5 protein-coding genes are annotated in these 7254 nt (G+C 73.3%); 2 read left to right on the plus strand and 3 right to left on the minus strand.

The window, feature by feature from the left end:
* A partial coding sequence (locus ACWGIU_RS24155; RefSeq protein ID WP_453708991.1) for an FUSC family protein occupies window positions 1-1827 on the minus strand: 1827 nt, incomplete at its 3' end.
* An 84-nt stretch (window positions 1828-1911) separates the two neighbouring features.
* Here ACWGIU_RS24155 and ACWGIU_RS24160 point away from each other — a divergent pair.
* Window positions 1912-2775, plus strand: coding sequence for a phosphotransferase enzyme family protein (locus ACWGIU_RS24160; RefSeq protein ID WP_453708993.1), 864 nt, complete (start codon window positions 1912-1914; stop codon window positions 2773-2775).
* Here the strand turns inward: ACWGIU_RS24160 and ACWGIU_RS24165 are convergent.
* On the minus strand, window positions 2735-3535 hold the full coding sequence (locus ACWGIU_RS24165; RefSeq protein ID WP_453708999.1) for an exonuclease domain-containing protein: 801 nt from the start codon (window positions 3533-3535) through the stop codon (window positions 2735-2737). The two genes, ACWGIU_RS24160 and ACWGIU_RS24165, sit on opposite strands and share 41 nt — an antisense overlap.
* Before the next feature lie 121 nt (window positions 3536-3656).
* Window positions 3657-4934, minus strand: coding sequence for an SAV2148 family HEPN domain-containing protein (locus tag ACWGIU_RS24170; RefSeq protein ID WP_453708995.1), 1278 nt, complete (start codon window positions 4932-4934; stop codon window positions 3657-3659).
* Between the two features lie 286 nt (window positions 4935-5220).
* On the opposite strand from ACWGIU_RS24170, the gene glgX reads away from it, so the two are divergent.
* Window positions 5221-7254 (plus strand): glycogen debranching protein GlgX (gene glgX, locus ACWGIU_RS24175; protein WP_453708997.1); only part of this gene is annotated, 2034 nt, incomplete at its 3' end.

Consider the following 7254-nt stretch of genomic DNA (forward strand, 5'->3'; position numbering starts at 1 on the left):
CCACAGGACGTGGTGACCCGACATCATGGCCGCCTGCCAGTCCGTGGTCGGGTCCTCGGTCGTCCGTGGCTCGTTCTGGTGCTGTGCGAACGCCGACTCGGCCATGGTCAGCGCGTGCTGCAGTGGCCGGTCGTCGGGGACGTGCCCCGACCCTCCCTCCACCACGGCGGCCGTGGCGCGCTCGACCGTCTCGGCCTCGGTCGTCAGCAGCCGGGCGACCGCCCGGTGCAGCTCCCGCTGCGCCCCCCGCGGCCAGGCGAGCACCCCGAACACCACACCGATCAGACTGCCGATGACCACGTCCAGGATCCTGACCTCGGCCAGCTGCCAGGTCACGGGCGCGAGCTGGGCGAAGACGAAGGCAACCACGAGGGTGAACATGCCCTGGGCCCAGCCGACGCCCTTGACCGGCCCCACCCGGAACGCGGTGAGCATCACGAACGGCAGGGCGATCGCGTAGACGGTGGTGTGGCCGCCGATCAGGGCCAGCAGCGAGCCCGTGGCAAGGGCGCCGAGCATGGTGCCGGTGATTGCCACGCGTACGGTCGCCCGGGTCTGGGCGGCGGTGGTCCGGGTCAGGCTGAGGACGGCCAGCATCGCCCAGAAGCCGTGGGGCAGCGAGTCCACGCCCGCGATCGTGCGGGCGGCCGCCAGCGCGAGGCTGATCCGGACGGCGTTCTGGAAGTACACGGAGCGCGGCCCGGCGTGTCCCGCCAGCCGGTGCCACCACAGGCGCGGCGCGCGTTCGCCGGCGTACCAGAACCGGCCCGAATCGATGTCGTCGGGCACCCGCGCGCGCCGGCCCCGTACCGCCACGTCGGCGGCCGTCGCCAAGGCCACGGCCGCGTCCGTCACCTCCAGCAGCGCCGCCCGCCGACGGCCCCGCGCGGCGTTCGTGGGTGCCTCCCGCGCGGCCGAGGCGGCGGCCTGCTCCCGTACGCGCCGCAGGTCGTCGGCCGCTTCGGTCGCAGCGGCCGTGCCGTCCAGCAGGGCGGCGGTCTCGGTGACGGCCCGGCCGACCGCGGTCAGCACCTCGGCCTCCCGCTCCATCGGCACCGGGCCCGGGGGCGGGGGTGGCGGGGGCAGGTTCACCAGCCGGGCGAGGAGGGTGCGGGCGGCCAGGCCCGCGTGGGACAGGGCGCGGTCCCGCAGGCCCGGCCCGGCGGGACGGTCGGCCTCGTCGACCCGGATGGGGCGCAGCGACCCGCCGGCCGCCTGGGCCGCATCGGCGGAGGCGGCGGACAGCGTGTACGGGGCACGGCCCAGCTCGGCAACGCAGCGGGCGGCGGTGCCGGCGGCGCCGGCGGCCAGCCGACGGTAGGTGGGCCCGGGCTTCTCCGGCAGGACGAAGGCCTCGGCGAGGACGAGCAGCAGCAGGCCGAAGGTCGCCCCCGCGAGCCGTTCGGGGAGGGTGTCCGGCGCGTACGGCGGGAAGCACGGCAGGATGTAGAGCAGCTGCAGGCCCGGGGCGGCGCCCGCCGCACGGGGCCCGGCCGCCGCCACGAAGGCCAGGGCGAAGCCGATCAGGAGCATGCCGGCCACCGCGCTCCAGGTCCGGATCGCCAGGTACGTGCCGATGGTGAGCAGCAGCCAGGCCACCGGCGTCACCTTGACGATGACGGCCGCCCGCTGGCGTCCGGTGCCGGGGATGTGGGAGAGGGCCGCCATCGACACCGCGGCGAACAGCGCGTACGTCGCCGCCACCGGCCGGTCCAGCGCGTACAGGCACACGAAGAACGAGGCACACGCGGAGAGGGTGGTGCGCAGGGCGCGCCGCGTCACGACCGAAGGTCCGCGGTCGGCGCGTCCGTCATGGTCGGCACACATGACTCCAGGATCGGGCCACCCGCCGGAAGCCACCACATACTGACGGGCGGGAGCGGATCCACGACGAGGGCGGGAGCGGGCGGTATGGACGAGGCGCGGGCGCGGAACGTACTGGCGGATGCGGGCCTGACCCGGGGCACGCCCGGCACGGCGGTGCTCCTCGCGCTCGGCGAGAACGCGGTCTTCGCCCTCGGCGACCTGGTCGTGAAGGTGGGGCGGGAGGCGGCCCTCCTGGAGCGAGCCGAACGGGAACTCGCGGTGTCCGGCTGGTTCGCCGCGTCCGGGATCCCGGCGGTCCGCGCGGCCGAGCCGAAGCCCCGGCTGGTGGACGGGCACCCGCTGACCCTGTGGCACCGGCTGCCGGACGCGGTACGGCGCGCTGGGCCCGGGGACCTGGCGGCGCTGCTGCGCCTCGTGCACGCGCTGCCCGAGCCGCCGTTCGCCCTTCCCCCGCGGGACCTGCTGGCCGGGGTCGAGCGCTGGCTGCGGCTGGCGGGGGACGCGGTCGACCCGGCCGACGCGGCCTATCTGCGGGCCCGCCGGGACGCCTACGCCGATGAGCTGGCGGCCCTGACCCCGCGGCTGCCTCCGGGTCCGGTCCACGGCGACGCCCTGCCGCGCAACGTCCACGTGGGCCCCGACGGCCCGGCCCTGGTGGATCTGGAGACCGTGTCGGCCGATCTGCGCGAGCACGACCTGGTGGTGATGGCGCTCTCCCACGACCGGTACGGCATGCCCGCCGCGGAGTACGAGGCCTTCGTGGCGGCGTACGGGTGGGACGTCCGCGACTGGGAGGGCTGCGCGGTCCTGCGCGGCGCCCGGGAGACGGCCAGCTGCGCCTGGGTCGCCCAGCACGCCCCCGCCGGCCCGAAGGCACTGGCCGAATTCCGCCGTCGCGTGGCCTCGCTCAGGAACGGCGACCGGGCGGCGCGCTGGAGTTCGTTCTAGGGGGTGTCTCGTCGACCGGGCCATCGTCGACCGGGCCGGCCTGGGCCGGGATCAGGCCACGCAGCGGCCAGGCCTCGTCGATCACCGCGTCCGGGGTGCCCTGGCGGCGCAGGTACGACTGGAAGTCCCGGGCCCAGCGCGCGTGCCAGGTGCTCTGCCGCGTGTGCAGGTCGGCCGGGCTGAGCCCGGCCACCTCGGGATGCCGCTCGGCTATCGCGCGGGCCACCTGGACCGCGGCCAGCGCGTCCGCCCCGGCGTCGTGCGCGTCGTCGAGGGTGACCCCGTACACCCCGCAGACCGCCTCCAGGGTGCGCTTGCCCCGCCGGTAGCGGTCCACGGCCCGGTCGATGGTCAGCGGGTCCACCACCGGTCCGGTCCGTGCGCCGCCCAGCCGGTCGGCCAGCGACGGCAGCCCGTGCCGGGCCAGCTCGGCCGTCAGCAGGGTCAGGTCGAAGGCCGCGTTGTACGCGACCACCACCGCGCCCGCGCGCCAGTGCCCGACCAGGGCCTCGGCGACCTCGTCCGCGACCTCCCGCACCGGGCGCCCCTCGGCGACCGCGCGCTCCGTGCTGATCCCGTGGATCGCCGAGGCCCCTTCCGGGATCGGTATCCCCGGGTCCGCGAGCCAGCCGCGCCGCTCGCGCACCGCTCCGCCCCGCACCTCGACCAGGGCCGCCGTCACGATCCGCGACTCCCCCGGCTCCGTGCCGGTCGTCTCCAGGTCGAATCCGATCAGCACACCGCCGTGCCAGTCCCCCATGCCGCGCCAGTCCTCCACCCCGTGCCCCTCCCCCGTACACCTTCGGTCAACGGGTTTCAGCCTGCCACGGGGCACTGACAGCCAGGCCGCCGGGGGCGCGCCGGGGCCACCGGATCTCGGGTCAGGAGACCGGCCGGGAGTCCTCCCACATCGACTCGAACTCCTCCCGGTACGTCGTGAACAGCCCGTGCTCCGCGTCCTTCGGCACCCCGCGACCGCCGCCCCGCAGCACCAGGACCGGGGATTCCATGCCGCGCGCCCGCCGCAGGTAGGACTGGACCACCGCGATGCCCGAGGACTGCCCCTCCACCAGGTAGGCGGTGAACCGCGGGGTCTCGTCGAAGACGTGGATCTCGAAGCGGGAGGGGTCGCGCAGTCCCGCCCGGACCCGGCGGACGTGCAGGATGTTCATCTCGACCGAGCGGCTCAGCTCGCCCTTGCGCAGACCCAGTTCCCGCTCGCGCCGCTTCACGGCGCTGCTCGCCGGGTTCAGGAACAGCAGCCGCACCCGGCAGCCGGCCTCCGTGAGCCGGACGAGTCTTCGGCCCGAGAAGTTCTGGACCAGCAGGTTGAGCCCTATGCCGATGGCGTCGAGCCGCCGCGCGCCGCCGAAGAGGTCCTCGGCCGGGAGCTGGCGCTGCAGTCGTACCCGGTCGGGGTGGACCGAGATGACGTCCGCGTACCGGTCGCCCACCAGGTCCTCGACGGCGTCGATCGGAAGCCGCTCCGCGGAGGGGCTGCCGGAGACCCCGCCCAGTACCTCCAGCAGGCGCGCCGAGGCCCGCTCGGCCTGCTCCAGCACGGGCCGGGACAGGGCCCGGTTGCGGGAGACGACGTTGCGGGTGACCTCCAGCTCGTCCAGGGCCAGCTCGATCTCGCGCCGGTCGTCGAAGTACGGTTCGAAGCAGGGCCAGTGCTGGACCATCAGCTCGCGCAGCTGGGGCAGGGTCAGGAAGCTCAGCACGTTGTCGTCGGCCGAGTCGAGCAGGTAGCCCTTGCGCCGGCTGACCTCGCGCACGGCGACCGCCCGCTGCACCCATTCCTGCCCGGCGGGCCCGGCCGCCGCGACGACCCAGTCGTCGGTGCCGTGCACCGGTCCGTAGATCGGCCGGAGGACCGCCCCGACCACCGCACGCAAGCGCTGTTCGATGAGATTCAGCCATATGTACGCACGGCCGGCCCGCTGTGCCCGGGTCCGGACCTCGCTCCAGGCCTCCGTGCCCCAGTCCAGCTCCACGCCGGTCCCCGCGTTCCCGGCCTCGGCCGGTCCGCCCGCCAGGGAGACCGCCCCTGCCGGGGTCCCCGTGGGAGTCCCGCCGGGGACACCCCCTGGGGCGTCCGCCGGGCCACCCTCGTGACTGCTGTCACCAGGGGGCAGCTCCAGACCTCCCGAGCTCACCCGTGCACCGCCTTCTGCGTCTGGACGCCCGTCTCCAGTGATCACGGAAGGGTACTCCGCGCGTGCGGCCCGGTGCAGCCCGACGGCGCCTACGGGGGGTGTCGGTTGACCCATTATCCGATGCGCACACAGTCCGCTGACCCGCATATCAGCTCTGCGGGTCACCCGGTAGGACCCCTGCCAAGTCCGCGCTTGCGGCCCCTCTTTCGGGGAAGATCTGGCAGGGACGTGGTCCATGCCGGGTCGGCCGGGACATCTTCGGGCAATGAGGGAAGAGTCGTTATCTATGCAGGTCTGGCCAGGGCAGCCGTATCCGCTGGGTGCCACGTACGACGGCGCCGGCACCAACTTCGCGGTCTACTCGGAGGCCGCCCGACGCATCGAGCTGTGCCTCCTCCACGACGACGGGTCGGAGTCCGCCGTGGAACTGCGCGAGACGGACGCCTTCGTCCGTCACGCGTACCTGCCCGGCGTCATGCCGGGCCAGCGCTACGGATTCCGCGTGCACGGGCCGTACGAGCCCGAACGCGGGCGGCGCTGCAACGCGGCCAAACTGCTGCTGGACCCGTACGCCCGGGCCATCAGCGGCCAGGTCAGCTGGAACGAGGCGGTGTACGGCTACCACTTCGGCCGGCCGGACTCGCGCAACGACCTGGACTCCGCCCCGCACACGATGAGCTCGGTGGTGGTGAACCCGTACTTCGACTGGGCCAACGACCGGCCGCCTCGTCACGAGTACCACCACACCGTGCTGTACGAGGCCCACGTCAAGGGTCTGACCATGCACCATCCGGACCTTCCCGAGGAGCTGCGCGGCACCTACGGGGCGCTGGCGCACCCGGCGGTCATCGGCCACCTCACCAAGCTCGGGGTGACGGCGCTGGAGCTGATGCCGGTCCACCAGTTCGTCAACGACCACCGGCTGGTCAACGACGGGCTGAGCAACTACTGGGGCTACAACACCATCGGCTTCTTCGCCCCGCACAACGGCTACGCCTCGGGCGACCGCGGCCAGCAGGTGCTGGAGTTCAAGTCCGCGGTCCGGGCCCTGCACGAGGCCGGCATCGAGGTGATCCTCGACGTCGTCTACAACCACACCGCGGAGGGGAACCACCTGGGCCCGACGCTGTCCTTCCGCGGGCTGGACAACGCCTCGTACTACCGGCTGGCGGAGGATCCGCGCCACTACATGGACACCACCGGCACCGGCAACTCGCTGCTGATGCGCTCGCCGCACGTCCTCCAGCTGATCATGGACTCGTTGCGCTACTGGGTCACCGAGATGCACGTGGACGGGTTCCGCTTCGACCTGGCGGCGACGCTGGCCCGCCAGTTCCACGAGGTGGACCGGCTGTCGTCGTTCTTCGACCTGGTCCAGCAGGATCCGGTGGTCAGCCAGGTGAAGCTGATCGCGGAGCCCTGGGACCTGGGCGAGGGCGGCTACCAGGTGGGCAACTTCCCGCCGCTGTGGACCGAGTGGAACGGCAAGTACCGGGACACCGTACGGGACCTGTGGCGCGGGCAGCCGCGCACGCTCGCGGAGTTCGCGGGGCGGCTGACGGGCTCCTCGGACCTGTACCAGGACGACGGTCGGCGCCCGCTGGCGTCGATCAACTTCACGACCTGCCATGACGGTTTCACCCTGAACGACCTGGTCTCGTACGACGAGAAGCACAACGAGGCCAACCGGGAGGGAAATCGGGACGGCGAGACGCACAACCGCTCCTGGAACTGCGGTGTGGAGGGGCCGACCGAGGATCCGGAGATCCTGGAGCTGCGCGAACGCCAGATGCGTAACTTCACGGCCACCCTGATGCTGTCGCAGGGGGTGCCGATGCTCAGCCACGGCGACGAGTTCGGGCGCACCCAGCAGGGCAACAACAACGCCTACTGCCAGGACAACGAGCTGTCGTGGGTGCACTGGCCGGAGCCCGGCAAGCCGGCGCCGTCGCTGCTGGAGTTCACCCGGCGGATGGTGTGGCTGCGCCGCGATCACCCGGTCTTCCGGCGGCGCCGGTTCTTCCACGGGCGGCCGGTGGAGGGCACGCACGACGAGCTCTCCGACATCGCCTGGTTCACCCCGCACGGGGAGGAGATGCGGGCGCGGGACTGGCAGGCGCAGCACGCGAAGGCGCTGACCGTCTTCCTGAACGGGGAGGCGATCTCCGAGCCGGGCACCCGTGGGGAGCGGATCACCGACGACTCGTTCCTGCTGATGTTCAACGCGGGTGCGGAGCCGCAGGACTTCACCGTTCCGGCGGGGCACGGCACGCAGTGGCGGCTGGTGGTGGACACCGCGCGGGCGGACGTACTGCCACCC

The organism is Streptomyces sp. NPDC054840 (assembly GCF_053611065.1).

Coding starts and splice junctions, on each gene's coding strand:
- ACWGIU_RS24160 (WP_453708993.1), top strand. CDS start 1,912: ATGGACGAGGCGCGGGCGCGGAACGTACTGGCGGATGCGGGCCTGACC.
- ACWGIU_RS24165 (WP_453708999.1), bottom strand. CDS start 3,535: ATGGGGGACTGGCACGGCGGTGTGCTGATCGGATTCGACCTGGAGACG.